This is a genomic window from Paenibacillus sp. FSL W7-1279 (genome assembly GCF_037969845.1).
Classification (GTDB): Bacteria; Bacillota; Bacilli; order Paenibacillales; family Paenibacillaceae; genus Paenibacillus_AQ.
This window is the reverse complement of sequence record NZ_CP150215.1, coordinates 6,994,895-7,019,605: the sequence shown is the minus strand read 5'-3', so window position 1 is coordinate 7,019,605 and position 24,711 is coordinate 6,994,895. Positions and strand designations below refer to the sequence as shown.

Below are 24,711 nucleotides of genomic sequence, written 5' to 3'. Positions count from 1 at the left end.
CGCATGGGCTTTTTTTTAACATATTAGAATTTATAAAGTTTTTTGGGGTCCCCGCAAAGTATTTGGAATAAGCATCGGAGCATAGGCTCCACTTTGTGGGGCTATTTTAGGTTATATGCGTAAATATACTGCTGCGAGGCTGCTGGGAGATAATAAACATGAAATGGTTGGAGCAGTACCCTAAGGAAGTAAAAGGTTTTCTTGTTGCAAGTCTCGTTGCCTCTGCAGGCGGGTCCCTGATGTGGCCGCTGACAACGATGTATGTATTCGATGAACTGGGACGAAGCATGAAGGATGCGGGTTTTGTCATACTGATTCAATCCATGGGGGGAATTGCCGGTCAACTCCTTGGCGGTGCGCTGTACCACCGGGTTGGGGTGAAAAAGCTCATTGTGGGCTCGCTGCTGCTGAATGCCCTCGGACTGTTCACCCTTCCGTTCATTAATGGACTATGGGGCTTGTTCATCGCGATGATGGGTTTCATCGGATTCTGTAACGCGATATCGATGCCAGCCATACAGGCATTTATCGGCTTCCGGTTTGCCGATCGGCGGGGCGAATTGTTTAATGTCATTTATGTTGCGAATAATATCGGCGTAGCCTTAGGAACGGCCATGAGCGGTTTCCTGGCGGAGATATCGTATCATTTAAGCTTTGTCTTAAACGGCGTCACGTCCTTCGGATTTGCGATTTTCTTCCTGTCCTATCTGACGAAGCTGGGCGGAACAGGCGTATCGCAAGGGTCCCATCATCCCCAGCCCAAGAGTCCGCTGCCGGCGGGCCCCGGCGCTTGGGCATTGCTCGGGAACACCCGAATCTATCTCTTTATGGGATTGGGTTCTCTGTTTCTGTGGTTCGGTAATTCCATCTGGAATACAGGGGTGTCTCCGTTCATCATCTCGGAGGGGATGTCCAAGACGGCCTACGGTTATTTATGGACGCTGAACGGGATCCTCATTTTTGCCGCGCAGCCGCTCACGAATGCCATCAAGCGTTGGGCGGCCCGTACGGAGAGCAGTCAGATGACGGCAAGCGCTTTGTTCTATCTGGCAGCTTATGTCGTCATTGTGACAGTGCACAGTTATCCGGGCATGATCCTTGCGATGGTGCTGGCCACATTGGGGGAAATGCTGATTTCACCTGCGATCCCGGCTTTTATCTCGGAGCGTGCAGGACAAGCGGCTCCGTTCTATATCGGCGTGACAGGCGGCATGGGTGCCGCAGGCCGGGTGATTGGGCCTTATGCGATGGGAACGATGTATGACGGCGGCGGGTTGACGCCGGTGGCATGGTTGGCTGTAGGTGTTGCCGTGTTGTCATTCCTGTCATTTGCCGTGCATGCCCGGATTAGTAAGGACATCCCGCTGCATCACGACGCTCATGACAAGAATGCAGGTCACCTTAATGCATAGCCCAAGTTTTAATAGTTGATATAATTTCAGGATAGAGATTAAGCAGCAGGCCTTCTTTGGGGTGTGCTGCTTTTTTTGTCTACGGTTTAAGGCTTACACCACTTGTCAAAGAAACGCCTTACAAAAAAAATAAAAAGGATATTGAAATCGCTCTCAGGGGGAGCTATAATGAACTTGTCGAAACGTTTCAAAAAGAATGCGTTTTTTAAAGTAATTAAGCAAGGAAAATTTTTATTATGAACACGAAACAGCTTGTTTATCCCTAGGATAACCATGAAAAGGTGCTTTATAGGGGGAATGAAGAGACAGTAGGATTATAGAAGCAACCTTTATCCGGCGTCTTTATTTTTTCGAATAAAATCGAAACGTTTCGAAGTAAGTGCTTTCAATTAGGTTTTGCATTACGTTTCGCATGGTGGTAAACATTAAAAACGGGGTGAATGTAGAATGAGAAAAAAATCAATATTGTGGACGTTGGCAGCATTGCTGGTGTTCTCCGTCGTATTAGCCGGATGCTCGGGCGGGTCTGAGAAAGCAGATGGAGGTAGCGAAGGCGGTGGAGGCAAGAAGGAACTGAAAGTTTGGCTGATGGGTGACACATCTGACGAAACCTTGATTAAGCAATATGAAGAGAAGAATCCAGGCGTTAAGGTAAGCGTTCAATTAATTCCTTGGGGCAGTGCCCATGACAAGCTGCTTACAGCGGTTGCATCCAAAAGCGGCCCGGACGTCGTGCAGATGGGAACAACCTGGATTCCGGAATTTGCTCAGGCTGGAGCTTTGCTCGATCTGACGCCGTATCTTGAGCAGTATCCAAACTTGAAGCAAGAAAATTATTTTGACGGCGCTGTGCAAACCATGAGTTATGATGACAAAGTTGTCAGCATCCCATGGTATGTGGAAACGCGCGTGCTGTTCTACCGTACGGACATTTTGGCTGAAGTAGGCTATCCGGAAGGTCCTAAGAATTGGGATGAAATGAAGGATGCCGGTAAGAAACTGGCAGCTAGAGGAGACGGCAATTACGCAATCACCATTGATGCTAAAGATATGAACTATCTGTCCATGTTTGCTTGGCAGAATGGAAGCGCTATGATCGACGAAAACAGGAAGCCTCATTTTAACGAGCCGGAATTCATGGGAGCCATGGAATACCTGAAGAGCTTCTATGATACGGGTATGACGCCGCTTGCCAGTGATTTGGATCTGTTTGCCGCATTTAAAGACGGACAATTCCCGATGTTTATCAGCGGTCCTTGGATGATTCAGGGCGTTAAAGACAAAGCGCCTGAGATTGAAGGCAAATGGGCTACGACGACACTTCCAGCTAAAGAAAACAATGCATCGTTCCTCGGCGGAGCTAACATGTCGGTATTCAATACAACCGAAAATGCAGATGAAGCCGTTAAATTCATATCCTTCATGAGTGAACAAGAATCGCAGCTGACCAACTATGATGTGGCTAAAAACCTGCCTGCTGTTAAGAGTGCATGGGAAGATCAACGCTTTGAAGATCCGATTTTTGCTACCTTCGGAAAACAGCTCGAAAGCGCTAAGCCTGTTCCGTTCATTAAGGAGTGGGATGCTATCTCCCAAGAAGCCATTGCCGCATTTGAGAAAATTACGCTTGGCGGTGCTGACATCAAAGCAGAAATGGATCTTTTGAATCAGAAAGCTACTGAAATTCTAAACAAAAAATAAGAGTGCGTCTTAACGCAGCCCGGCTTGTTTCTTCGAAGGATGAAACAAGCCTGACTGCTTCCAAAGAGCGTTATTCTTTTATTGAGAAACCCACACTTGCAGGAGGTGAATGACATTGCAGAACTTTATCAAGCGCTTTAACCAATATAAGTATCCTTATATGTTTATTGCGCCCGCACTGGTGCTACTTCTGACGTTCTCAATCATTCCGATCATCATTGCGCTTGTCATCAGCTTCACGGATATTGACCTCGCTGGTCTCGCTAATTATTCAAACATTGAAGGCGTTGGCTTCGATAATTTTATGAATGTATTTAAAGATCCGGTTTTTCTGAAATCGATGTTTAACACCATGTTCTATGTTATTATCGGTGTTCCGTTTGTCGTTATGCTTGCCATGGGTGCTGCATTGCTGCTTAACTATGGCACGGGATGGTTGTTTAAGACATTCCGCGTTGTTTATTATATGCCTTCCATTACGAATATTGTGGCGGTCGCGGTTGTTTGGGGATACCTGTATAACAGCCATTACGGCCTCTTTAACCATATGTTATCCTGGTTTGGTATTCCGGCACAGCAATGGCTGAATGATCCTACACTTGCCAAGTTATCTCTTATTCTTCTGGCTGTATGGAAATCGATTGGCCTCAATATGATCATTTTTCTGGCTGCGCTGCAGGGCATTCCACGTTCCTATTATGAAGCGGCGGAGATCGATGGTGCGAGCAAATGGAAGAAACTGTTGTACATCACGGTCCCGCTCCTTAGCTTTGCTACCTTCTTTGTCACGATAACGACGCTGATCGGCTGGATTCAATTCTTCGAGGAGCCTCTGGTTATGACCAAGGGCGGACCGCTGAACTCCACGATGTCGATGGCCCTCTTTATTTATAACAATGGCTTCCAGCTTAGCAATTTTGGTTATGCGGCTGCAGGATCGTTTGTGCTCTTCATCATCATTATCGCTGTAACGGTCGTACAATTCGCAGTCAAGAGAAAAGATGTCGAATATTAAGTTTCAGGTTCAACCGATGTTTTCGTATCGTAACTGAAGGAGGCTCAGGGTATGGCAGCTAAAAGAATTGAGAAAACAGTCATGACGGTGCTGCTCATTGCAGGAGGATTGCTGATGATGATTCCGTTTATCTGGATGATCACGTCCTCATTCAAGCCGGAAAATGAATTTACGGCAGTTCCGCCGACGCTATTGCCGAAAGAATTTACAATTGAAAATTATGTGGATTTATTTACGAAGCTGGACTTTATCGTATACCTGAAAAATACGCTTATCATTGTGTTCTGGTCTTTTGTCGGTCTGTTCCTCAATGCGCTTGCAGGATATGCATTCGCTAAATACGAGTTCCCCGGCAACAAGAAGCTGTTTTATCTCGTGCTGGCAACGATGATGATTCCGGGACAGGTTACCATGATTCCGGTCTACCTGCTGATTAATGCCATGGGATTGACTAACACGATGGCGGGTATTGTGCTGCCTGGCCTGGTCGGAGCATTCGGTATTTTCCTCTTCCGTCAGTTCATGTCCACGATCCCTACGGATCTAATTGAAGCATCCAGGCTGGATGGAGCGGGAGAGCTGCGGATTTTCTTCCAGTTGATCGTTCCGATCACGAAGCCGGTATTTGCGGTACAGGGGATTTTGGCCTTCATCGGCGCTTGGAACAGTTTCCTGTGGCCTCTCATCATGGCAAATGACCAAAAGCTTTATACGCTTTCGGTGGGTCTGCAGCTTCTGAAAGGACAGCACGGATCTGATTTCGGCCTCCAGATGGCAGGCGCTGCATTTATGGTGGTTCCGATTATCATCGTATTTTCTTTCTTCCAAAAACATATTATTGAAGGATATACGATCTCTGGCATGAAATAAAATAGATAGAGTTTTTTAAGTAGTAGAAGGGGCGTAAGGAAATGGCAACGATTAAGGATGTGGCAAAGCTCGCTGGAGTCGCCTTGTCAACGGCTTCATACGCGTTAAGCGGCGACAGCAGAGTGAGTTCCAAGACAAGATCAAAGGTGCTCGAGGCAGCAAGGCAGTTGAATTATCGGAAGAACGGATTTGCCATGGATTTGAAGCGGAGCCGCACCAAGACAATCGCTCTTATTCTGACGGATCTATCCGGGCCTTATTATTCCGAGCTGATTCGAAGCGTACAGGAAGTCGCTTTAACCAACGGATATGATCTGATCGCATGCAGTTCGATGGGTGGCAGAGATTCAACGGCGGTTAAATTTTTGAGAGAGAAAAGGGCGGACGGTGCCATCATACTTGCACCTAATATCCGGGATGAAGTTCTGATCGAGACCTCGGGTCCCCAATTTCCGATTGTCGTGATGGATCGTCCATTGTGCAGCGAATACCTGGTCAATGTGCTGGTCGATGGGGAACAAGGAGGATACACGGCTACCCGGTATCTGCTTGAGAACGGTCATCGGCATGTGGCATACATCAGCGGTTCTTCAGATTCGTACGATAACCATTTGCGTTATCAGGGGTATTTACGGGCACTTGCCGAGGCAGGGCTGGAGGAACAGTCGAAATGGCGTCTCAGCGGCAACTTCGTGCGCGAGGGCGGTTACAATGCGACCAAGATGATGATTATGCAGGGGTCGCTCCCGTCGGCGGTGTTCTACGGCAACGACGAGATGGCCATCGGAGGATTGAAGGCTTTTGAGGAGAGCGGCATATCGGTGCCGGATGATGTATCCGTCATCGGATATGACGATATTCAATTAGCCGAATACGTGAATCCGCCGCTTACCACGATCAAGCAGCCCAAGAGCGAGGCGGGATCGCTTGCAGCCCATTTGCTGTTTCAGATATTGGCCGGTGAATCCGTAAAGCAGTCTTATATGCTGACGACCGAAATGATGGAGCGGGCATCTGCAGGGAAGAGCAAAGTAGAGAATTAATGGACCGGATTGGAGATGAGGAACTTGGCATGGATCACGTGTGATTTTTATTCCGAAATACTGAAGCTGTCTACCGGCATAGAGGTTTTTCTGCCGCAAGCCGCTTTGATGCCGTACGGTTCTTCTTCGAAGCTGCCGGTGCTTTATTTGCTTCACGGACGAGGAGCGGATCAGACCGAATGGATGCGCAGGTCGTCCATCGAACGATATGCCGAGAATAAAGGCATCGCGCTCGTGATGCCGGGAGTCGGACGAAGCTATTATATGGACATGGCAAACGGCTTGCCTTACTTTACTTTCCTGAGCGAGGAGCTTCCACAGCTCGTTCAGTCGTTCTTTCCGGTGTCCGGGCGGAGGGAAGATACCTTTGTCGCCGGAATTTCCATGGGCGGGTATGGGGCATTCAAGCTGGCGCTTCGTTATCCGGAGCGTTACGCGGCAGGCGCAAGCCTGTCGGGTGGGCTGGATCTCGCCAGCCGCGCTGCAGGACCGGGCTTCCAGGAGGCAGAAGTTCGTACCCTGTTTGGAAGCGTTGATCGATTGCGAGGAAGCCGGGACGATTTGCTGTTCTTAGCCTCGGAATTCGCGGCATACAGTGGCGACAAACCGATGCTGTATCAGTGCTGTGGGACAGAGGATTTTTTGTATAACGATAATCAGACCTTTAGACACTATGCGGACAGCCTGGGGCTTCATATCACCTATGAGGAAGAACCCGGTGGTCATGAATGGGGATATTGGGATCGCAAAATTCAGCGGGTGCTGGATTGGCTGCCCCTGCCCTGAATTTTTTGTCCGCATGTATTGAAACGTTTCGATTTTATATGCGGATTAGCGCTGATTTTTTCGATTTTCAGATTGTTAATTTGTAAGTAGAAAGCTTATGAAATATATGGTTACAGGAAATTATTGATTGTTTTCGAGAGAATCATAACGTTTCGAATTAGTGAAAAAGAGAACGGTAATGACAAAGGAGGATGGGAAATGGCAGATCAACAACTACTTTCTCTGGTCGAGCAGATGACGCTGGAGGAGAAAATTGCGCAGCTTATACAACTGGCCGTCCCTTTTTTCGAAGGCACCCAAGAATCGGGGCAGATTACAGGACCGATGGAGTCGCTTGGCATCACCGATGACATCGTAAGTAATGCCGGCTCCGTGCTGGGTTTGGCAGGGGCGGAGGAAGTGATAGCCGTCCAGGAAGCCCATTTGCGCAAGAATCGATTGAAGATTCCGCTGCTGATGATGGCTGATATCGTACACGGCTTTAAAACAATCTTTCCGGTTCCGCTCGCCATGGGGAGCTCTTGGGACCCTAGTCTAGCGGAGCGGAGTGCGGAAATCGCTGCGCGCGAAGCCGCGGTATCCGGTCTGCATGTGACATTTGCGCCGATGGTGGACCTGGTGCGCGATCCCCGCTGGGGGCGCGTGATGGAATCGACGGGCGAGGATCCTTACTTAAACAGTGAATTTGCCAGAGCCTTTGTCAGAGGTTTCCAAGGAGAGGACCTGAGCGGCGATCTCAACCGGCTGGCTGCTTGCGTGAAGCACTTTGCCGCATATGGAGCAGGCGAAGGCGGCCGCGATTACAACACGGTGGACATGTCCGAGCGTCAGCTGCGGGAATATTACTTGCCGGCGTACAAGGCTGCGCTGGACGAAGGTGTCGAGATGGTCATGACCGCCTTTAATACGGTGGATGGCATACCGGCTACGGGCAATAAACGGATGATGCGCGATTTGCTGCGCCGCGAATGGGGCTTTGACGGCGTGCTGATCTCCGACTGGGGAGCGGTCAAAGAGCTGATTCCACACGGGGTAGCGGAGGATGAGGCAGAGGCAGCGTTAAGAGCTATTGAAGCGGGCGTGGACATCGAGATGATGACTTCCAGCTATGTTCATCATTTACCTGAAATGGTACGTGAAGGCCGGGTGGACGAGAGCCTGATCGATGAAGCGGTGCTGCGCATTCTGTCTTTGAAAAAGCGGCTTGGACTGTTCGAGCGCCCTGTGCGGGGAGCCGATCCGCAGGCGGAACGGGAGATTGTGTTCTGCGAGGAACATCGTCAGGCGGCCCGGGAGGCTGCGGCGAAGTCCTGCGTGCTCCTGAAGAACGACTCCCTGCTGCCGCTGCGCGGCGGGCAGCGCGTTGCCTTGATCGGCCCGTTCGCTGCCAGCGGCGATATTCTTGGCCCCTGGTCCTGGACAGGCTCCAAAGAAGACGCGGTAACGCTGGAGCAGGGACTGCGCTCCAAGGTGGCTTCCGGTGCCCTCACGGTAGCTGAGGGTTGTAACGTGAACGCCATGACCGGGCAGCAGTTGGAAGAGGCGATGAAGGCAGCAAAGGAAGCCGACGTGATAGTGCTTGCGCTGGGCGAGGATTCCGAGATGAGCGGCGAAGCGGGCAGCCGTGGGTTTATAACGCTGCCACAACCGCAGCTCGAGCTGATTCAGCATTTGAAAACGCTGGAGAAGCCGATGGTTGCCGTATTGTTCAACGGTCGTCCGCTGGATCTGCATGGGGTGCTGGACGAAGCGGAGGCTGTGCTGGAAGCCTGGTTCCCGGGAAGTGAAGGCGGGGCGGCTGTAGCTGCACTGCTGACGGGCGAGGCGAATCCTTCCGGCCGGCTCAGCATGTCGTTCCCTTATTCCGTGGGACAGGTGCCGGTATACTACAACCATTTTAACACCGGCCGTCCGAAGGATGCGCCCGATGCGCAGGTACGCTATGTATCGCAATATTTGGACATTCCGAATGAGCCGCTGTTTCCGTTTGGATTCGGCCTCAGTTATACGGAATTCGTATACGGGAAGATGACGCTGTCGGCGGATGAAATGTTCCCGGACCAGCCGCTTGAAATTACGGTTTCGGTGACGAATGCCGGCGATATGGCCGGTGAAGAAGTGATCCAGCTGTACGTCCGCGACCGATCCGGAGAGGTCGTTAGGCCTGTCAGGGAGCTAAAGGCTTTCCGCAAGGTGCTGCTGCAGCCGGGCGAACGACAGGAAATCACGTTTACGCTGACCGAAGAACAGCTGCGCTATCACCACTCGGATCTGTCTTTCACCAGCGATGCGGGCGAGTTCGACATTATGGTTGGAAAGAATAGCCGGGATACGGAGACAAGACGTTTTCGGCTTCGGAAATAACTCGACTAACATCATTTATGCAGAATAGGAAGTGAAACTTGTGACAGCCAATCATGTAATGAACGATGCGAAGATTGTACTCCAGGCGGGAGATTTGACGTTTTCCTTTTTGCCTAGCGGTGATCTTTATCAAGCCAGTTACGGCACGACGATGATCAATCAGCTGCTCTCCAATTCGATTGACGGCGCCCTTAACAATTTGTTTCTGAGAATCCATACTGAGAGCGGCATTCAGGCCGTTCCTATGCTCGGAGTACACTCCAACAGCGTGGTCACTCATGCGGATAACCGGATGATGTGGGAAGGCAGCGTCAAGGGAGTAGGTTATAAGGTTTTGTTTACCCCAACGGATACCGGCGCGTGGTTCTGGGACGTCGAGCTCCAGGGGGAAGGAATTCAAGCCGACGTCGTGTATGGACAGGATATCGGCATCGCCCATCCTGGTGCCGTTCGTAACAATGAGGCCTATTTGTCCCAGTACATCGACCATGCTGTGTTCCGGCAGGAAGATCTGGGGTATGTCGTGTGCTCACGTCAAAATCAGCCGCAGGGAGGCAAATTCCCGTATCTTCAACAGGGGGCGATGACTTCTGCTGTCGGGTATGCAACGGATGGCTTTCAGTTCTTCGGCCTTTCCTATAAAGAAACGAATCAGGCGGTGGCTTTATCCAAGGAGAGTCTGCCGAATGAGGTGTATCAATATGAGTTTGCCTATACGGCTCTGCAGTCCCCTCTCGTTGCGCTGAATGGCACGGCTCGGTTCGTATTTTACGGCCTGTTTAAAGAGGATCATCCGGAAGCAGTTACGTCGCTTGAATTCCAGGATGAGCTTCAGGCTGTGTGGCACCAGTTTGCAGCGAGCCGGTTGACCGAGACGGGCCATCAGCTGCCTCGGTCGGAGCGATCCAAGCGTTTCGGGGAACCTCTTCGCACATTGCCGCTGACGGCAGACGAATTGAACGCTTTGTATCCTGTACGCCGCCAAGAAGAGCGTGACGGGGAGGAGCTGCTCTCGTTCTTCACGGATACCTATGAGCATATCGTTTTGAAGGAGAAGGAGCTTCGCGTGGAGCGTCCGCACGGGCATATCTTGATGAGCGGCAACAATGTGAAGCTGGGCAGCCCTGTCATTACGACAACCTCCTACATGTATGGCGTGTTTAATTCCCAGCTGGTGACGGGGAACACGAATTTTAACAAAATGATGAGTCATGCTCGTAATGCACTAAACGTGCCTAAGACATCCGGACAGCGGATATATGTCGAGATGGACGGGGAATATCGCCTCTTGACGATGCCGTCCGTGTTCGAGATCGGCTTTAACTATGTACGGTGGTACTATAAGACCGAAAGCGACATGCTGATCATTACGAACTTCACGTCTGCCGCGGCACCGGAGGTTACGCTCCAAGTCCGTTCCGAGAGCGGAAGAGCGTACCGTTATTTGGTCACCATGCAGGTCACGATGGATGTGAACGAATATGAAGTCCCGTATCATAGGGTTCAGGAAGACGGCATCATTACGTTCCGTGCCGATTCGGCTTCGCTCAGCGCTTCCGTGTATAAGGATTTGCATTATCGCCTTGGGGTGACGGGAGCCGATGTGCAGGTGACGGACGAAACTTGTCTGGCAAGCAACATCGCGCCTGGCAGTGCCTCCTTGACAGTACTTGAGCTTGGTGAGAGTGTGGAATGGACCATGACAGTACAAGGCAGCCTTGATGCAGCGAACGCTCCGCTTGCGGCGCGGGTAGCCGATGAAGAGATTGCAAGCTACCGCTCGTTCTACGCGTCTGTCATGAACGGGTTCCATCTGAGCCTGAAGAATGGACAGGAAGACGGCTTGTTCAAGGTGAATGCGCTGGCCTGGTGGTATACGCATAATATGCTCGTTCACTATTCGGTACCGCACGGCCTGGAACAATACGGCGGCGCAGCGTGGGGAACACGCGATGTATGCCAAGGGCCTGTCGAATATTTCATGGCTACGCATAAATACGAGCAGGTACGCGATATCCTGCTTGAAGTGTACTCCCACCAGTATGAGGATGACGGAAATTGGCCGCAGTGGTTCATGTTTGATAAGTACGCCCATATCCAGCAGGAAGAGAGCCACGGCGACATTATCGTATGGCCGCTTAAGGTGCTGGGCGATTATTTGGCCGTCACTAACGATTACAGCATACTGGAGTCTGCCGTTCCATACACGAGAAAGCACAGCTTCGATTTCACGGAGCAGACGTACACCGTGCTTGAGCATGTGAAGAAGCAAATGGCCTATATTCAAAATCACTTCCTTCATGATACCTATCTGTCTTCTTATGGAGACGGGGATTGGGATGATACGCTTCAGCCGGCTAACGCGCAGCTGAAGCAGTTCATGGTCAGCAGCTGGACGGTGGCTTTGACCTATCAGACCTTGAAACAGTTCTCCCAGGTCATGGAGCCTGTGGACCAAGCGATGTCCGATGCCATGGGGGATCTCGCGGAAGGAATTCAGCGGGATTTCAATACGTATATTTTGAATTCTGAAGTTATTCCCGGCTTTGTCTATATGGAGAGCAAAGAGCAGAGCAAATTCCTGCTGCATCCGTCCGATCAGGAAACGGGAATCCAGTACCGGCTGCTTCCGATGACGCGCAGCATGATCAGCGAGCTGTTGACGCCGGAGCAGGCAGCAAGCCATTATGAGATTATCCGTGAGCAGCTGTTCTGTCCGGACGGCGTTAGATTGATGAACCGTCCAGCCGTATATGCCGGCGGTGTCAGCACGCACTTTAAGCGGGCGGAGCAGGCGGCGAATTTTGGCCGGGAGGTTGGCCTTCAATATGTGCATGCGCACATCCGTTATGTAGAGGCGATGGCCAAGCTCGGCAAGAGCAGCGAGGTGTGGAGCGGGCTTGAGCGCATCAATCCGATCGGCATTGCCGAAGTTGTGCCGAATGCGGAGCTGCGTCAGAGCAACGCGTATTTCAGCAGCTCGGACGGAAAGTTCAACACGCGCTATGAAGCGCAGGAATCGTTTGATGCGCTGCGCAGCGGAAGCGTACCTGTCAAAGGCGGATGGCGGATTTATTCCAGTGGTCCGGGGATCTACATGAATCAATTGATATCTAATGCGCTTGGCATTCGCGAAGCGGGAGGAGACCTGGTGATTGATCCGGTCCTGCCGAAGACGCTGGATGGCCTGGAGTTCCAATTTAACTACGCGGGGATGGCGGTAACGTTCATTTATCACGTGGATCGTTCCGAGGGGACCCGCATTACGATTAACGGGCAGGATGTAGCAGCAGATGCGATCCGGAACCGATATCGCACAGGCGGCGTTCGTATTGCAGGTGCGGATTTCAAACGATTGGCCGGAGAGGGTGGCACCGATTGCGTCGTGGATATTTACGCCTCTATTCATGAACAATAATTCTTGACCCCGTGAAACTCGTCTGCAAGAAGCAAACCGGTCTGATATAATAGAGGGAATGGTTATCAAAGCGAGGGATGGCGATGAAGACCGGTCAAGAGACATTGACCATCCGGTTCTCCGAGATGAAGGATGCTGCTGCACTCATGGAACTCGACGAACTGGTATGGGATCGCAATACGGCCCCTGCCCCATTGGAGTGGAACTCAAGAGATCATTATCTTCTGCATTGTCCGCCAGGCACACAGCTCGTGGCCTTGCATGAGGGGGAACTGTGCGGTTACATCGGATTCCGGTCGCCCACAAGCCTTCACAGTAATCGTCATGTGCTGGAGCTGAACATCGCGGTTCACCCTGCCTATCAACGGCAGGGCATCGGGCAGCGGCTGATCGATGCTGTGAAGGATATGGCGCGTGCGGAGGGCATTTCGAAGCTGAGGCTGCGGGTGCTGTCCAGCAATCCTGGCGCATTCGCTTTTTACAGGAACTGCGGGTTTCAGGAAGAGGGCAGGCTGATTCAGGAGTTTTATGTGGATGGACGTTACGTCGATGATATCTTAATGTGCTGCTTCTTATCATGATGGATCACATCATGATATCCCTCTAGGCCGTTTACCGAGCGGCAGAGAGATGAAGGTCATAGGGTTGAACAGTCCGGCAGCTTGCCGGGCTGTTTCATATGTCAAGGCCAACCAGGGTTTTCTGGTTGGCCTTATGTTATTTGGCCCGCCACTTAAAACGGCTTCTGGACAAGGGCATACGCTATTGCATATAGTAGATGAAAAGAAAAGAAGGCGGAGGTTATTTTCCATGACTATGGGCATTGTATCGCTGAATGTGGGAAAGCCTGTAACGGTTGATTACCAGGGAAAGGACCTGTCCACGGGAATCTATAAGCAGCCTGTGGAGGGTCCCTTGTTCCTAAGTTCATTGAATTTCGAGGGGGATGGTCAGGCCGATCTCGTCAATCACGGCGGCGTGGATAAGGCGGTGTGCGCGTACCCCTTCGAGCATTATCCTTATTGGGAACACTCCTTGGGCAAACAGATGGCGTATGCTGCCTTTGGCGAAAACCTGACGCTGCGGGGGATGCTGGAGGATCGGGTCTGCATCGGGGATGTATACCGGATAGGCGACGCGGTGGTACAGGTCAGCCAGCCCCGATATCCCTGCTTTAAGCTGTCGCAAAAGCATGGCGTGAAAGATATGCCGGCAAGAGTATTGAATACGGGCTACAGCGGGTTTTACTTTCGAGTCCTGGAGGAAGGGGATGTCCGTGCCGATTCCGCGGTCACTCAGCTTGAGTCCCATGCTTCCGGCATAACGGTGCAGGACGTGCTTCGCATAATGAAGGATGGACGGAAGGATGAACGCGGATTGTCCCGCATGCTGGAGATCGATGTGCTGTCAGCCAGCCTGAAGTCGCAATTCGGCAAGTGGCTGGAGACCCTGCGGGAGAATCAGGAGTGAGACGATGGTTCTTGCCAGGCTTCTAAGCCAAGGTCAGCCTATATTCTAGAACACATACAGACAACAAAACCGGCTTGCGTCCTTATCGTAGGATTCAAGCCGGTTTTGTTCCGGATATAGAGGTTACCTCATCCGCTTCCATTCGCTCTGAATCATGCCGTAGACCGCGTGGTTAACATAGCCTTGGGGCAGCTTCTCGGCTTCCCTTATGACTCCCTCCAGCACAAACCCCAGCCGTTCCGGAATGGCCCGGCTGCGATGGTTAGCCGTTGCACAGCGGATCTCCACCCGATTCAGGCCCATGCGCATCAGCGCGTGATCTGTGAACGCGCGGCATGCGCTTGTCATCAGGCCTTGCCCCGTGAAATGCTGATCCAGCCAGTATCCGATACTGACCGAGCGGTTGTTCCAATCGATCTCATGAAACGAGATGGTGCCTGCCAGCTCCTCGCGGACCCAGATGCCGGCCGAGAAGCCGCCGTTCTCGGCCGCTTGCTTCATGGCGCCTTTGATATAATTGACGGTATCGTTGACCTCGGTGACGGCATCCACCCACGGAAGCCACTTGCGCAGGCGGTCCCGGGAACGATCGGTAATCTCGAACATCGCCCGTGCATGCTCTATGGCAAGCGGGCGCAATTCAACATGGTCGTCTAATGTGTATCCAAACATAAGGTATCTCCTTTGTTCTCTCGTGAAGTGTATGTAACTTTAACGAGTCCGCTTCACTTTTTGCTCCAATGCGTAAATATCCTCTTCAAGGGAAATCATACGCTGACTAACAACCGTTCTGCAGTCGCTGAGCGCTTGATTGTATAGATGAGGCCCTAAGGTCTCCGTGAAAAAATCAAGAACACCCTCTGCGGCTAGATGGCCGAGGGTTTCGCCGCGCTCGGTCTCAAAGTATTCCTGAACCAGTCCAATCAGCTGTTCGCGTTGTTCTTTAGGGAATTTGGTAGGTTTCATAAGATGATTGCAGGCCTCCTTCATAGCTGTTTTTCTCTCCATGCTACCCTATTGACCAGCCCCCGTCAAAACGATTTTCGCCGGCATTTTCGGTTGTGGGAGAATCTTCTGTGTGCGGGTTAAGATGCTGGGAGCAGACTGCTTGCCGAATCCTCATCGCAAGCTGGCGACTTGCGGCACGGAGGTGCCGAATTCCTTGAACAATCGCGGCATTACAGGTATATTTAAGGGAAACACGTTTATACAGGAGATAGACAGAAATTACAGGACGAAAGGTTGATCAACGTGGAGAACCATCGGGGAACCCCCTCCAATTTCATAAAAAATGTTATTACCGAAGACCTGAAGTCCGGTAAAGTCAAGGAAATCGTTACCCGCTTTCCGCCGGAGCCGAACGGCTACTTGCATATTGGACATGCCAAGGCCATATGGATCAATTTCACACTGGCCGATGAATTCGGCGGACGGACGCACTTGCGGTTCGATGATACGAACCCGGTGAAGGAAGACATTGAGTATGTTAACTCCATTAAGGAGGACGTGAAGTGGCTCGGATTCGATTGGGAAGAGCTGCGGTACGCGTCCGATTATTTTGAAGAGATGTACAATCGTGCCGTGCTGCTGATTAAGAAAGGGAAAGCTTATGTGGATGACCAATCCGCCGACCAAATCCGCGAAACGCGCGGAACCCTGACCGAGCCAGGGCATAATAGTCCATACCGGGATCGCAGCGTGGAAGAGAATCTGGATCTGTTCGAGCGGATGCGCAAAGGGGAATTCGCCAACGGAGAACGCGTGCTGCGCGCCAAGATCGACATGGCTTCGCCGAATATTAATCTGCGGGATCCGGTCATCTACCGGATCTCTCACGCGCATCATCATAATACAGGCGACAAGTGGTGCATTTATCCGATGTACGCTTTTGCCCATCCGCTGGAGGATGCCATTGAAGGGGTTACGCATTCCCTGTGCTCCCTGGAGTTTGAGGATCAACGACCGTTCTATGATTGGGTTGTGGCCGAATGCGAGATGGACAGCACGCCGCATCAGTACGAATTCGGACGTCTGAACGTGGCGCAGACGGTTACGAGCAAGCGTAAACTGAAGCAGCTCGTCGACGAGAATGTGGTGGACGGCTGGGATGATCCGCGCATGCCGACGATCTCCGGACTTCGCCGCTTGGGGTATACGCCTGAAGCCATTCGCAACTTCGTGTTTGAGACGGGAATTTCGAAGGCGTACGGAACGGTGGACCGTCAAGTGATGGAACACTTTATCCGTGAGGACCTGAAGCTGAAGGCGCCGCGTACGATGGCTGTGCTGGACCCGCTGAAGGTGGTCATTACGAATTACCCTGAAGGTCAGATCGAATGGCTGGACGCCGAGAACAACACGGAGAATCCGGAGATGGGGATTCGCCAGATTCCGTTCTCGCGCGAGATTTATATTGAGCAGGAAGATTTCATGGAAGATCCTCCAAACAAATATTTCCGCTTGTTCCCCGGCAACGAGGTCCGTTTGAAGCATGCGTACTTCATCAAGTGTAATGACGTCATTAAAGACGAGAACGGCAAGGTCGTCGAGATCCACTGCACGTATGATCCGGAGACGAAGAGCGGCAGCGGCTTTACCGGACGCAAGGTGAAGGGAACGATTCACTGGGTGGAAGCCACGCAGGCCGTACCTGCTGAATTCCGCCTGTTCGAACCGCTGTTCAAGGACGAAGAGGAAGAAGCCGAATTGGTGCAGGAGGTTGCAGGCGAGGCGGAAGAAGCAACTGCCGAGAAGTCCTTCCTGGACGACATCAACCCGAACTCGCTGCAAATCGTGCAGGGATTCGTGGAACCGAATATGAAGGATGCTGCGCCGCAGGACAAGTTCCAGTTCTTCCGCCATGGATATTTCAACGTCGACTCGAAGTATTCGCAGCCAGGACGTCCGGTATTTAACCGCGTGGTCTCCCTGAAGAGCTCGTTCCAGCTTCCGAAGAACTAAATCAAGATAATGGTATAGGCGCGTTTAAGAAGTCTCCTGTGCTCTATAACGTAAACAAGACTCGAAGATTCCGTTACAGGATTCATTCGAGTCTTGTTATATTTACGATAATACCATCTTAGTGAACGGCTTGGTACAGGACCACGGTCTAACTCGCAGCGTATTCCTCCATCTCGTCGCTATCGAGATCGTCCGGATGCAGTGGCTGATACCCGTGCTTGCGAAGGTTGTACCACATCCAGCCAAAACCGATGGCACCCACAATGGCAAGCATCGTGCCGGTGAAGTACATGATCTGCGCCCCGAAGTTCTGGAACATCCAGCCGCCGGCAAGACCGCCGATGACGCCGGATATGCCGCTCCAGCTTAAGGTATAGATCGCTTGTCCGGAAGCGCGATACGGCGTTGGTACAAACAGCATCGTCAGCTGCACGCCGACATAGAAATAGCCGCCGAAGGTTACGCAGTGCAGGAGCTGGATGAAGGCCACCTCGAGCGCGCTGTTGGCTTCCGCCATCAGCAGCCAGCGGAGGGCGAAGAGCAGGCTGACAATCGTTAGGCAGCCGACCAAGACATTGATTTTTCGTTTCAGGAAGCGGTCAAACAGAATGAAGATCACCACTTCGAATATCGACGAGAAGAAGATCGCAAGGCCTACCATCTGCTTGGTACCACCAAGCTCCAGGATGTACAGGGACATAAAAGTGTTATTAGCTGTGTTCGGGATGGATACCATAATGCCTAACAGGATAAAACAGACAAAATAGGAGTTCAGAAACAGTCTACCGAGTCCTCTAAGGCTGACCGATGCCGATGCTGTCGTCTTCTGGATAGAGGGCAGCGTAAACATGAACACGGCCGCCACCAGCAGCATAATCGAGAACACGATGGCGATGCGCCCCGACCCGAGCCGATCGATGACAGGCCCTGCAGCGATGGCCGTCAGCGCCCATCCGAGCGAGCCCCATAGCCGGAAGGAGCCGAACTTTTGCTGCGTCCCCTCAATATAGGTTAGAATCAGCGAATTTGTCTGCGAGAACATCGGAGTCTGGAAGAAATAAAAGAAAATCATTGTCATGTATATCATTGCATAGGTATTCGCTTGAAATACAAGCTGAACCAGCAGCAGCGTACCGGTCATCATGATCAGCAGTATCCGCTTGATGTTTGCCGCCCGATCACCCCAGAATCCCCAGAACGGATTGGCGAAGATGGACACAAATGGCGCGATCGCCATCAGGCTGCCGATTTCAATTTTGCTCATGCCGATGTCTTGCAAATATAACTGGAAGAAACCGGTGAAGATGACCATGGTTCCGTAAATGAAGAAGTTGAACAGCTTGAGCGATATCAGCGAAGGTTGGGCGTTGTCCATATTCCGCAAGTAGGTCATTCCTTTCAAACCGAATACAATCCACAATCGCGGCATCGAAAAAAAGCCGCTTTCCCTTTCAATGTATCACGCATTGAAAAGGGATACAAACCATCTTTTAAATGATTTTCCATTATTCTGGTTATTAACCTATAAACTGAATCAAGTTTTTTTACAACGTGTAAGAAAGGCTGGTAGAACATATGAGCGGTCAACCCATAGATGTCGGCTTTTCGCCGGATCAGGTGACGGGTATCGTACTTGCAGGCGGGGCCTCCCGGAGAATGGGAAGAAACAAGGCGCTTCTGCCCATGCAGGGAATGAGTTTGATCGAGCGAACGGTCCAGGCGCTTGACGGGGTTAGCGGCCGCGTCATCCTATCCACCAATACCCCCGAGTCTTATCAATTTCTCGGATTGGAATGCGTTCCCGACCTTTATGTCGGGCAAGGCCCGATGGCGGGTCTTCATGCAGCGCTCAAGTCATCCCAAAGCACATGGAATATGGTCGCTGCTTGCGACATGCCCCATATCCATGAGCGTTTCCTTCGGGGATTGCTGTATCTGGCGAATCAGCAGCTCACAGCCGATGCTGTAATTCCTGTTGTAGAAGGCAGGGTGCATCCGCTGCTGGCGGCATATCGCAAAGAAATCGTAGAAGGCCTTGAACGCAGGCTGAACAAGGGACAACTTCGCATGGTGGAGTGGGTGCAGGAGCTGAATGCCGTCTTCGTGCACGAGGAGCAATTAGAGGCAATTACGGGTCTTGATCCGCGCAAAATTTTATTTAATATGAACACGCCTGGGGAATACGAGTCAGCAGGCGGCCTGATGAATGCGGACTTGCCTGAGGATAGATAGTAGATTTCTATAGCTGAATAAAGGTGTGCAAAAGCACGACGAAACGGTATTCATCATAAAAAAATAACCCCGCCAGCTAAATGCTTGGCGGGGATTTTAATATCAACCATATGACTGCCTTCGGCTATTATACGCACAGCCGACGGTTTATCCGCCGATCTGTGACATACGCCGGACGGTTGGGGTATGGCTTTGCATTTTTTTCTCGAGCGCGAGCGCCATTTCATGATTCAACGGTTTGGAACCCAGCGCTTTGCGGAACAGGTTTGCCACCGCGGAAGGATCATCGACGACGCGGCGCACGTTAAATTCGTCGGACCAGTACAGGCAAGCCTTGATGTGGCCGTCAGCCGTCAGTCTGAGGCGGTTGCAGGAATCGCAGAAATGATCGCTGACCGGATGGATCAGACCGAAGGTTCCTGTAGCTCCAACCACCTTCATATTTCGTGAAGGTCCGTTGCCGGATGGCCCCTGCTCTTCCTGAATGGTCCAACCCGCCTCCTGGCACACTTCGGATACCCGGCTGAGCGGCAGATACGAATCTCGCCAGGCATCGGACGCTTGCCCGATCGGCATGTATTCAATAAAGCGGACATGTAGGGGACGATCGAGCGTCAGCGCGATAAAGTCGCGAATTTCGTCTTCGTTGAAGCCCTTCATTAACACCATGTTTAGTTTGATGGGATCCAGGCCGGCTTCATATGCGGCTTCAATGCCTTCCAGCACTTTACGCACTTGACCGCCGCGCGTAATGCGCGCGTAGCGATCCTCATGAAGCGAATCCAGACTGATGTTGATTCGGGTAAGTCCGGCTTCCTTAAGCAGGTGAGCTTTGGAGGGGAGCATGATCCCGTTGGTAGTCAGGGATATATCTTGAATTCCTTCAATGGAAGCAATCATATGGACCAAGGATTCCAGATCCTTGCGTACCAGCGGCTCGCCGCCGGTAAGGCGTACTTTGGAGACACCCATTGGGGCAAGGACGCGCATGATCGCTGCGATCTCTTCATAACTCATAATCTGATCGGGAGGTTGGAATTCCATCCCTTCTTCCGGCATACAATAGACACAACGAAGATTGCATCGATCTGTCACCGAGATACGAATATAATCATGGACCCGACCGAAAGAATCTTTAAGCGGTTCGATCATGGAAATCCCCCTTTATAGCATGCATGGTCACATTGTAGCCATTCCCCGAACGGGAGTCAATGCATTGTAAGGGTCATGTCAGCCGGACAAGCTGCGTGGATAAGTTCAAGGATTTGTGAGAAGTATCACAGAAAACGCTTTCGGGATCCAGTATATTGAAGCTGTGGACAAAAGCTTTCTCCCCTTGAAAGCGAGTAGTGACATTCTAGATTTCCGAAAGTTTCCTGATTTTTCCGAAATTTTCGGAAATCATTTCAAACTGCTTTCATTAGACGTTCATCTAAGATATACTGTCAAGGATATCACATCCAACAAGAAAGGTTACCAATAGGAGGTTCGATATGGCGATATCACCTGTTCAAACTTTGGAGGTGCCTGACGTCTGTCACAGATGGCTTGAAAACCGGGGTACGGTCTACGAGCTGCTCATCGATTTTTTGGGCAATTGGCCCAGCTTGTCTATGATTGCGGAATGGAGCCGCGGAAGCGGAATAAGCAAGGCTGCGGAGTGTTCGAAGGCCGGTACGGACCTGATGACCTATTTATGTGGACGCTCACCTGAGGAATTGGTTCGGATTTGCGAATACGAAGGGGCGGAATACCGCCGATTGCTTCAGCAGTCCAAACAGCGTCAAGCGGCAAAGTCTCATTACACGAAGGATGGATGCGCTCAGGATTTAGCCGATTGTTATGCATCCGTCGGTGTTGCCTTTAATAAACTGCACGGGGAAGCGGACGATCATATAGCCATTGAACTGGAATTTATGACACTGCTTCATGACCGTATGCTGAACAATACGTATTGTGAACATAGCATGCTGCAATTGATGGAGGTTCAAGAGAAGTTTCTGGAGGAGCATCTGTTGTCATGGGTGCCATCCCTCTGCAAGGATCTAAAAGGCTCCACGGAAAGCCCGCTTTATCAGTCGGTATTCAGTCTGCTCGAGGAGTTCCTCGCACAGGATCTGAACATGTTGAAGACGTGGAAGCATTCCAGGGAAGCTGTGCTGGTACATTAGCGAGCCAGGACAATATCATAGTCATCCAAAAAAAAGCCCCAGCCTCCTAATGTAGGAAGCCGGGGCTTTGATGTTCTAATTAATCTTCGATTCTTTTTTTGCTGAACTTCATCAGGAACTCGTACACGATAGGTACCACCACGAGTGTGAGCAGCGTCGAGCTGATCAGACCGCCGATAACCGTGATGCCGAGTCCTTTCGAAATGATGCCTGCGCTGTTCTCCCAACCGAATACGAGTGGCAGGAGAGCGCCGATCGTTGCGAGTGCCGTCATAAGAATTGGACGAAGACGGGTAGCGCCGGCTTCAAGCAGGGCTTCGCGGGTGCTCATGCCTTCGCGTTCCATATGGATCACGCGGTCGATCAATACAATCGCATTGGTCACGACGATACCGATCAGCATGAGTACGCCCATGAGTGCAGACACGTTCAGTGTCTCGCCTGTAACAAGCAAACCGATAATGGCTCCGATGACAATGAACGGCAGCGAGAACAGGATGGCGAACGGTGCGAGACCGCCACCGAATGTAACCACAAGCACGAAGTATACAATCGCAATGGCTGCCAGCATGGCGAGTCCAAGCTGTCCGAAGGTTTCGTTGATTTGCTCGGTAACGCCTCCGAACTGGACGGATACGCCGTCTGGAAGCTCAAGCTTGTTCACTTCAGTCTCCAGGTTGGTGGAGGCCGACCCAACATCGCTGGACAGGATATCGGCTGTGACGGTCACAACCATTTTCCCGTCGATGCGCATAATAGAGTCAGGAGTCGTTCCTTTTTCCACCTTGGCCACGTCCTTGATCGGCACTTCGATACCGAGTGGAGAGGTGACGGTTTCGTTCTCGATTTCTTTGATGCTCTTATAGGTCTTGCTGTCCGTTTCAATGTAAACATTGTAACTCTTGTCCTCAATTTTGACTTCGGTCAAGACCGGACGTTCCCGTACGGGAGACAGCTTCATTGCCAATTGTCCTGCGGTCAGGCCAAGGGAGCTCAGCTTCTCTTGGTCAGCAACCAGCGTATACTGCTCGAACGCTTCGGACAAGCTGGTTTCTGCATTCTCGAAAGTGGCTGTATCCTTGTTGGCAAGCTCTGCAATTTGATCAGCTACCGGCTTGATCTGCTCCAGAGAATCGCCAAAGACGTTAACCGTTAACTGGCCGCCGCCAAAGCCGCCGGCTGCCATGTCCATATTGGACCAAGTACCGTCCGGTACTTCCTTGGCAAGATCCTCGACAAGGGCTTTTTTAACATCTTCGAAGTTTTTCGTGTCCGGGTCATACATAATATAGAACAATCCGGAATTCGCTGATCCCATACCAAGCGGATTGCTTCCGCCGATGGAGTACTGCATCGTTTCGACTCCAGGTTGATCCAGAATCAATTTCTCCGCTTTTAATGCGCGTTCCTCCACATCCTCCAGCATGACGCCGGGCTCAGGAGAATAAGTTACCATGGCATATTTGTCTTCCTGTTCCGGAATGAAGCTAACGCCAAGGTACTTCGTCAGGAACAAGCTTCCTGCCAATAACGCGATGGCTGCCAGGAATGTAATGGCTTTGTGATTCAGCGTCCATTTCAGAATGGAACGATACCCGCGGGCCATTGCGCCCGGTTTCTCCGCATGATCATGTTTGTTCTTCAAGCCTTTGCGGAACAGGCTGTGCGCCATAGCGGGCACGAGCGTGATCGCTACGACCAGGGAAGCGAGCAGTGCGAAGACCATCGTCAATGCAAATGGCATGAACAGCTCTCCGACCATACCGCTGACCAGGGTAAGCGGCAGGAATACCGCGATGGTTACGATAGTGGAGGACATGATCGGAACAAACATTTCGCGTGTAGCGGCGCTGATGAGCTCACGGCCCGTTAATTTCTCGGTCGAGAGGGACATGCGCCGGTAGATATTCTCGATAACGACGATCGAGTCATCGACAACCCGGCCGATGGCAACGGTCATGGCACCGAGTGACATCATATTCAGGGTGATATCCATTTGTCTCAGACAGAGCACAGCAATCAGCAAGGACAATGGGATCGAAATAATCGATATAATTGTCGAACGGATGTTGCGCAGGAAGACCATTATGATCAGAACGGCGAACAATGCGCCGAATAATGCCTTGGAGAGCATCGTATGAACAGAGTCTTCAATCGGCTTGCCTTGGTCCAGCATGATCGTCAGATCCATGCCAGGATAGAGGCCTCTCAATTCCTCTGCCTTGTCTTTCACCTGATTGACAACGTCCACCGTATTGGCGTCGTTGGCTTTCACGATTTGGATACCGATCGATTCCTTCCCGTTGGTGCGGGAGATGGATTCCGAGGTTCCAATAACTTCAATTTTGGCAATCTCGCTGAGTTTTACGGTTGGAATGCCGGTTGGAACGGCAGGAGCACCGCTTGTTCCGCTTGCAGCTGCACCGGATCCAGGAGCGCCTTGTTGGCCTGCCCCGGCATTCGGAGCGCCGGCTCCGGCAGCTGCACCGCCGCCGCCCGGAACAACCGGAATAGCGATATTTTTCAGATCGTCAATGCCGATAATGCCGCCATCAATAGCCACGGCCTTCTGGGATTTGTCCATTTCGAACATGCCGAGCGGAACGTACAGCGCGGAACCCTGCACGATACCTTTAACGGTATCCTCCGTCAAGCCAAGCTCGTTCAGTTTGTCCTGATTAAACTTAAGCTGTACCTCGTTCACGAATTGTCCGGCTACCTGGATGGAAGCAACGCCGTCCAAATCCTCCAGCTCCGGAACGATGTCATTCTCTGTGATGCGTGTCAATTCATCCAATGCCATGTTGTCTTTGTTCGCAATACTTAGGGAGACAACCGGCATGGAGCTCATGCTGAATTTGGATATGGTAGGTTTCTGAGCGTCGTCGGGCAGCTTTACCTCGTTAATGGCTTCACGAACAGCAGCCGTAGCGTTGTCCAGATCACTACCATAATCAAACTCAACCATGACATTGGCTGCATTCTCCATGGAAGTGGAGGTTACGGTCTTGACGCCGTCGATATTGCGAAGTCTCGTCTCGAGCGGTTTGGTAACATCCTCCACAACCCCTTCAGGAGCGGCGCCCGGATAGATCGCGGTGACACTTAAGAACGGGACATTAATATCCGGAATGGTTTCTTGTTTCATCGTCAGTCCGCTGTATAACCCACCGAAGCTGACGATGATGGTCAGCAGCCAGATCGCAAACTTGTTGCGCAGCGAGAAATTGATAATTCCTTTCATTAGGCGATTCTCTCTCCTCTCCAA

At 51.4% G+C, this 24,711-nt stretch carries 19 protein-coding genes; 14 read left to right on the top strand and 5 right to left on the bottom strand.

What is annotated here, in order from left to right; genetic code table 11:
- Positions 1–158 precede the first annotated feature (158 nt).
- From MKY82_RS31830 to MKY82_RS31785, 10 genes are all read left to right on the top strand, one after another.
- Complete coding sequence (locus MKY82_RS31830; RefSeq protein WP_194539966.1) at positions 159–1,412, top strand: MFS transporter; 1,254 nt, start codon at positions 159–161, stop codon at positions 1,410–1,412.
- 447 nt (positions 1,413–1,859) lie between these two features.
- A complete protein-coding gene (locus MKY82_RS31825) occupies positions 1,860–3,113 on the top strand; it encodes a sugar ABC transporter substrate-binding protein (protein WP_339295057.1) in 1,254 nt (417 codons plus the stop codon).
- 109 nt (positions 3,114–3,222) lie between these two features.
- Positions 3,223–4,128 carry a sugar ABC transporter permease gene (locus tag MKY82_RS31820; protein ID WP_339220378.1) on the top strand — a complete coding sequence of 302 codons (906 nt, stop codon included), beginning with the start codon at positions 3,223–3,225 and terminating at the stop codon, positions 4,126–4,128.
- A gap of 51 nt (positions 4,129–4,179) precedes the next feature.
- Entirely contained in the window at positions 4,180–4,998 is an 819-nt protein-coding gene (locus MKY82_RS31815) for a carbohydrate ABC transporter permease (protein WP_100540992.1), read from the top strand.
- A gap of 41 nt (positions 4,999–5,039) precedes the next feature.
- Positions 5,040–6,041, top strand: a complete 1,002-nt coding sequence (locus MKY82_RS31810) for a LacI family DNA-binding transcriptional regulator (protein ID WP_194539963.1) — start codon at positions 5,040–5,042, stop codon at positions 6,039–6,041.
- 24 nt (positions 6,042–6,065) lie between these two features.
- Positions 6,066–6,827, top strand: a complete 762-nt coding sequence (locus tag MKY82_RS31805) for an alpha/beta hydrolase family protein (RefSeq protein ID WP_220687281.1) — start codon at positions 6,066–6,068, stop codon at positions 6,825–6,827.
- A gap of 198 nt (positions 6,828–7,025) precedes the next feature.
- Positions 7,026–9,191, top strand: a complete 2,166-nt coding sequence (bglX, locus tag MKY82_RS31800) for a beta-glucosidase BglX (RefSeq protein ID WP_339295056.1) — start codon at positions 7,026–7,028, stop codon at positions 9,189–9,191.
- A 40-nt stretch (positions 9,192–9,231) separates the two neighbouring features.
- The gene (locus MKY82_RS31795; protein ID WP_339295055.1) at positions 9,232–12,609 is read left to right on the top strand and encodes a cellobiose phosphorylase; all 3,378 of its coding nucleotides are present in this window, start codon (positions 9,232–9,234) and stop codon (positions 12,607–12,609) included.
- Between the two features lie 83 nt (positions 12,610–12,692).
- The gene (locus tag MKY82_RS31790; protein WP_194539960.1) at positions 12,693–13,190 is read left to right on the top strand and encodes a GNAT family N-acetyltransferase; all 498 of its coding nucleotides are present in this window, start codon (positions 12,693–12,695) and stop codon (positions 13,188–13,190) included.
- A gap of 229 nt (positions 13,191–13,419) precedes the next feature.
- Positions 13,420–14,079, top strand: coding sequence for an MOSC domain-containing protein (locus tag MKY82_RS31785; protein ID WP_194539959.1), 660 nt, complete (start codon positions 13,420–13,422; stop codon positions 14,077–14,079).
- Between the two features lie 123 nt (positions 14,080–14,202).
- Here the strand turns inward: MKY82_RS31785 and MKY82_RS31780 are convergent, their stop codons facing one another.
- Entirely contained in the window at positions 14,203–14,751 is a 549-nt protein-coding gene (locus tag MKY82_RS31780; RefSeq protein WP_113059576.1) for a GNAT family protein, read from the bottom strand.
- 39 nt (positions 14,752–14,790) lie between these two features.
- On the bottom strand, positions 14,791–15,045 hold the full coding sequence (locus tag MKY82_RS31775; RefSeq protein WP_071218900.1) for a DUF2164 domain-containing protein: 255 nt from the start codon (positions 15,043–15,045) through the stop codon (positions 14,791–14,793).
- Positions 15,046–15,157: 112 nt separating this feature from the next.
- Between MKY82_RS31775 and MKY82_RS31770 the strand changes: the two genes are divergently transcribed.
- Complete coding sequence (locus tag MKY82_RS31770) at positions 15,158–15,325, top strand: hypothetical protein (protein WP_194539958.1); 168 nt, start codon at positions 15,158–15,160, stop codon at positions 15,323–15,325.
- Positions 15,322–17,040 carry a glutamine--tRNA ligase/YqeY domain fusion protein gene (locus MKY82_RS31765; protein ID WP_194539957.1) on the top strand — a complete coding sequence of 573 codons (1,719 nt, stop codon included), beginning with the start codon at positions 15,322–15,324 and terminating at the stop codon, positions 17,038–17,040. The genes MKY82_RS31770 and MKY82_RS31765 overlap by 4 nt, the downstream gene beginning before the upstream one ends.
- A gap of 148 nt (positions 17,041–17,188) precedes the next feature.
- On the opposite strand, the gene MKY82_RS31760 is transcribed toward MKY82_RS31765, so the two are convergent.
- A complete protein-coding gene (locus MKY82_RS31760) occupies positions 17,189–18,433 on the bottom strand; it encodes an MFS transporter (RefSeq protein ID WP_194544971.1) in 1,245 nt (414 codons plus the stop codon).
- 182 nt (positions 18,434–18,615) lie between these two features.
- Between MKY82_RS31760 and MKY82_RS31755 the strand changes: the two genes are divergently transcribed.
- Positions 18,616–19,272 carry a molybdenum cofactor guanylyltransferase gene (locus MKY82_RS31755; RefSeq protein ID WP_339295054.1) on the top strand — a complete coding sequence of 219 codons (657 nt, stop codon included), beginning with the start codon at positions 18,616–18,618 and terminating at the stop codon, positions 19,270–19,272.
- 147 nt (positions 19,273–19,419) lie between these two features.
- On the opposite strand, the gene moaA is transcribed toward MKY82_RS31755, so the two are convergent.
- On the bottom strand, positions 19,420–20,424 hold the full coding sequence (moaA, locus tag MKY82_RS31750) for a GTP 3',8-cyclase MoaA (RefSeq protein ID WP_194539956.1): 1,005 nt from the start codon (positions 20,422–20,424) through the stop codon (positions 19,420–19,422).
- 341 nt (positions 20,425–20,765) lie between these two features.
- Here moaA and MKY82_RS31745 point away from each other — a divergent pair, with 341 nt between their 5' ends.
- The gene (locus MKY82_RS31745; RefSeq protein ID WP_194539955.1) at positions 20,766–21,443 is read left to right on the top strand and encodes a molecular chaperone TorD family protein; all 678 of its coding nucleotides are present in this window, start codon (positions 20,766–20,768) and stop codon (positions 21,441–21,443) included.
- Between the two features lie 79 nt (positions 21,444–21,522).
- Here MKY82_RS31745 and MKY82_RS31740 read toward each other — a convergent pair whose 3' ends face one another.
- Complete coding sequence (locus tag MKY82_RS31740) at positions 21,523–24,687, bottom strand: efflux RND transporter permease subunit (protein WP_220687287.1); 3,165 nt, start codon at positions 24,685–24,687, stop codon at positions 21,523–21,525.
- Positions 24,688–24,711: the final 24 nt, after the last annotated feature.

Excerpts from the sequence above, each read along its gene's own strand:
- MKY82_RS31830 (WP_194539966.1), top strand. The coding sequence starts at position 159 with ATGAAATGGTTGGAGCAGTACCCTAAGGAAGTAAAAGGTTTTCTTGTT.
- MKY82_RS31825 (WP_339295057.1), top strand. The coding sequence starts at position 1,860 with ATGAGAAAAAAATCAATATTGTGGACGTTGGCAGCATTGCTGGTGTTC.
- MKY82_RS31820 (WP_339220378.1), top strand. The coding sequence starts at position 3,223 with ATGACATTGCAGAACTTTATCAAGCGCTTTAACCAATATAAGTATCCT.
- MKY82_RS31815 (WP_100540992.1), top strand. The coding sequence starts at position 4,180 with ATGGCAGCTAAAAGAATTGAGAAAACAGTCATGACGGTGCTGCTCATT.
- MKY82_RS31810 (WP_194539963.1), top strand. The coding sequence starts at position 5,040 with ATGGCAACGATTAAGGATGTGGCAAAGCTCGCTGGAGTCGCCTTGTCA.
- bglX (WP_339295056.1), top strand. The coding sequence starts at position 7,026 with ATGGCAGATCAACAACTACTTTCTCTGGTCGAGCAGATGACGCTGGAG.
- MKY82_RS31790 (WP_194539960.1), top strand. The coding sequence starts at position 12,693 with ATGAAGACCGGTCAAGAGACATTGACCATCCGGTTCTCCGAGATGAAG.
- MKY82_RS31785 (WP_194539959.1), top strand. The coding sequence starts at position 13,420 with ATGACTATGGGCATTGTATCGCTGAATGTGGGAAAGCCTGTAACGGTT.
- MKY82_RS31780 (WP_113059576.1), bottom strand. The coding sequence starts at position 14,751 with ATGTTTGGATACACATTAGACGACCATGTTGAATTGCGCCCGCTTGCC.
- MKY82_RS31775 (WP_071218900.1), bottom strand. The coding sequence starts at position 15,045 with ATGAAACCTACCAAATTCCCTAAAGAACAACGCGAACAGCTGATTGGA.
- MKY82_RS31760 (WP_194544971.1), bottom strand. The coding sequence starts at position 18,433 with ATGACCTACTTGCGGAATATGGACAACGCCCAACCTTCGCTGATATCG.
- MKY82_RS31755 (WP_339295054.1), top strand. The coding sequence starts at position 18,616 with ATGAGCGGTCAACCCATAGATGTCGGCTTTTCGCCGGATCAGGTGACG.
- moaA (WP_194539956.1), bottom strand. The coding sequence starts at position 20,424 with ATGATCGAACCGCTTAAAGATTCTTTCGGTCGGGTCCATGATTATATT.
- MKY82_RS31745 (WP_194539955.1), top strand. The coding sequence starts at position 20,766 with ATGGCGATATCACCTGTTCAAACTTTGGAGGTGCCTGACGTCTGTCAC.
- MKY82_RS31740 (WP_220687287.1), bottom strand. The coding sequence starts at position 24,687 with ATGAAAGGAATTATCAATTTCTCGCTGCGCAACAAGTTTGCGATCTGG.